Origin of the sequence: [Anoxybacillus] calidus (assembly GCF_013760845.1) — a bacterium.
Taxonomy (GTDB): Bacteria; Bacillota; Bacilli; order Bacillales; family Anoxybacillaceae; genus Paranoxybacillus; species Paranoxybacillus calidus.
This window is the reverse complement of the sequence record NZ_JACDUU010000019.1, coordinates 1,666-4,667: the sequence shown is the minus strand read 5'-3', so window position 1 is coordinate 4,667 and position 3,002 is coordinate 1,666. Positions and strand designations below refer to the sequence as shown.

Here is a 3,002-nt window from a genome sequence, read left to right as displayed (position 1 = left end):
CTTGGTTAAGTCCTCGATCGATTAGTATCCGTCAGCTCCACGTGTCACCACGCTTCCACCTCGGACCTATCTACCTTGTCATCTTCAAGGGATCTTACTCGCTTACGCGATGGGAAATCTCATCTTGAGGGGGGCTTCACGCTTAGATGCTTTCAGCGCTTATCCCTTCCGCACATAGCTACCCAGCGGTGCCCCTGGCGGGACAACTGGTACACCAGCGGTGCGTCCATCCCGGTCCTCTCGTACTAAGGACAGCTCCTCTCAAATTTCCTACGCCCGCGACGGATAGGGACCGAACTGTCTCACGACGTTCTGAACCCAGCTCGCGTACCGCTTTAATGGGCGAACAGCCCAACCCTTGGGACCGACTACAGCCCCAGGATGCGATGAGCCGACATCGAGGTGCCAAACCTCCCCGTCGATGTGGACTCTTGGGGGAGATAAGCCTGTTATCCCCGGGGTAGCTTTTATCCGTTGAGCGATGGCCCTTCCATGCGGAACCACCGGATCACTAAGCCCGACTTTCGTCCCTGCTCGACTTGTAGGTCTCGCAGTCAAGCTCCCTTCTGCCTTTGCACTCTACGAATGATTTCCAACCATTCTGAGGGAACCTTTGGGCGCCTCCGTTACCTTTTGGGAGGCGACCGCCCCAGTCAAACTGCCCACCTGACACTGTCTCCCACCCCGATCAGGGGTGCGGGTTAGAATTTCAATACCGCCAGGGTGGTATCCCACCGACGCCTCCACCGAAGCTGGCGCTCCGGCTTCTCAGGCTCCCACCTATCCTGTACAAGCGATACCAAAATTCAATATCAGGCTACAGTAAAGCTCCACGGGGTCTTTCCGTCCTGTCGCGGGTAACCTGCATCTTCACAGGTACTATAATTTCACCGGGTCTCTCGTTGAGACAGTGCCCAAGTCGTTACACCTTTCGTGCGGGTCGGAACTTACCCGACAAGGAATTTCGCTACCTTAGGACCGTTATAGTTACGGCCGCCGTTTACTGGGGCTTCGGTTCGCACCTTCGCTTGCGCTAAGCGCTCCCCTTAACCTTCCAGCACCGGGCAGGTGTCAGCCCCTATACATCGCCTTACGGCTTCGCAGAGACCTGTGTTTTTGATAAACAGTCGCTTGGGCCTTTTCACTGCGGCTCTTCGGGGCTATTCACCCCAAAGAGCACCCCTTCTCCCGAAGTTACGGGGTCATTTTGCCGAGTTCCTTAACGAGAGTTCTCCCGCGCACCTTAGGATTCTCTCCTCGCCTACCTGTGTCGGTTTGCGGTACGGGCACCTCTCACCTCGCTAGAGGCTTTTCTTGGCAGTGTGGAATCGGGAACTTCGGTACTTAAATTCCCTCGCCATCACAGCTCAGCCTTACGGCAAGCGGATTTGCCTACTTGCCAGCCTAACTGCTTGGACGCGCACAACCAGTCGCGCGCTTACCCTATCCTCCTGCGTCCCCCCATTGCTCAAACGGTGAGGAGGTGGTACAGGAATATCAACCTGTTGTCCATCGCCTACGCCTTTCGGCCTCGGCTTAGGTCCCGACTAACCCTGAGCGGACGAGCCTTCCTCAGGAAACCTTAGGCTTTCGGTGCAGAGGATTCTCACCTCTGTTTTCGCTACTCATACCGGCATTCTCACTTCTAAGCGCTCCACCAGTCCTTCCGGTCTAGCTTCGCCGCACTTAGAACGCTCCCCTACCGATGACGTAAGTCATCCCACAGCTTCGGTGGTACGTTTAGCCCCGGTACATTTTCGGCGCAGAGTCACTCGACCAGTGAGCTATTACGCACTCTTTAAATGGTGGCTGCTTCTAAGCCAACATCCTGGTTGTCTAAGCAACTCCACATCCTTTTCCACTTAACGTACACTTGGGGACCTTAGCTGGTGATCTGGGCTGTTTCCCTTTTGACCACGGATCTTATCACTCGTAGTCTGACTCCCAAGGATAAGTCATTGGCATTCGGAGTTTGACTGAGTTCGGTAACCCGATGAGGGCCCCTAGCCCAATCAGTGCTCTACCTCCAAGACTCTTCCCTTGAGGCTAGCCCTAAAGCTATTTCGGGGAGAACCAGCTATCTCCAAGTTCGATTGGCATTTCACCCCTACCCACACCTCATCCCCGCACTTTTCAACGTGCGTGGGTTCGGGCCTCCAGTAGGTGTTACCCTACCTTCACCCTGGACATGGGTAGATCACCTGGTTTCGGGTCTACGACCACGTACTATACGCCCTATTCAGACTCGCTTTCGCTACGGCTCCGTCTTTTCGACTTAACCTTGCACGTGATCGTAACTCGCCGGTTCATTCTACAAAAGGCACGCCATCACCCATTAACGGGCTCTGACTACTTGTAGGCACACGGTTTCAGGTTCTCTTTCACTCCCCTCCCGGGGTGCTTTTCACCTTTCCCTCACGGTACTGGTTCACTATCGGTCACTAGGGAGTATTTAGCCTTGGGAGATGGTCCTCCCTGCTTCCGACGGGATTTCACGTGTCCCGCCGTACTCAGGATCCACTCTGGAGGGAACGAAGTTTCGACTACAGGGTTATCACCTTCTATGACGGACCTTTCCAGATCACTTCGTCTACTCCGTTCCTTTGTAACTCCGTATAGAGTGTCCTACAACCCCAAGAGGCAAGCCTCTTGGTTTGGGCTGTTCCCGTTTCGCTCGCCGCTACTCAGGGAATCGCTGTTGCTTTCTTCTCCTCCGGGTACTTAGATGTTTCAGTTCCCCGGGTGTGCCCTCCATACCCTATGGATTCAGGTATGGATACTGCCCCATTACGAGCAGTGGGTTTCCCCATTCGGAAATCTCCGGATCAACGCTTACTTACAGCTCCCCGAAGCATATCGGTGTTTGTCCCGTCCTTCATCGGCTCCTAGTGCCAAGGCATCCACCGTGCGCCCTTTCTAACTTAACCAGTGAAAAGAGCTTCACTTTGTCTAGCTCCGGCTCCTAGCCTCTCGTGTCGAATAACCTTCCTCCGTCGAAGTAC

At 54.6% G+C, this 3,002-nt stretch carries 1 rRNA gene; it reads right to left on the bottom strand.

What is annotated here, in order from left to right:
- Position 1: 1 nt before the first annotated feature.
- Positions 2-2,927: ribosomal RNA gene (locus HNQ85_RS17395) — 23S ribosomal RNA — on the bottom strand.
- Between the last annotated feature and the right edge of the window lie 75 nt (positions 2,928-3,002).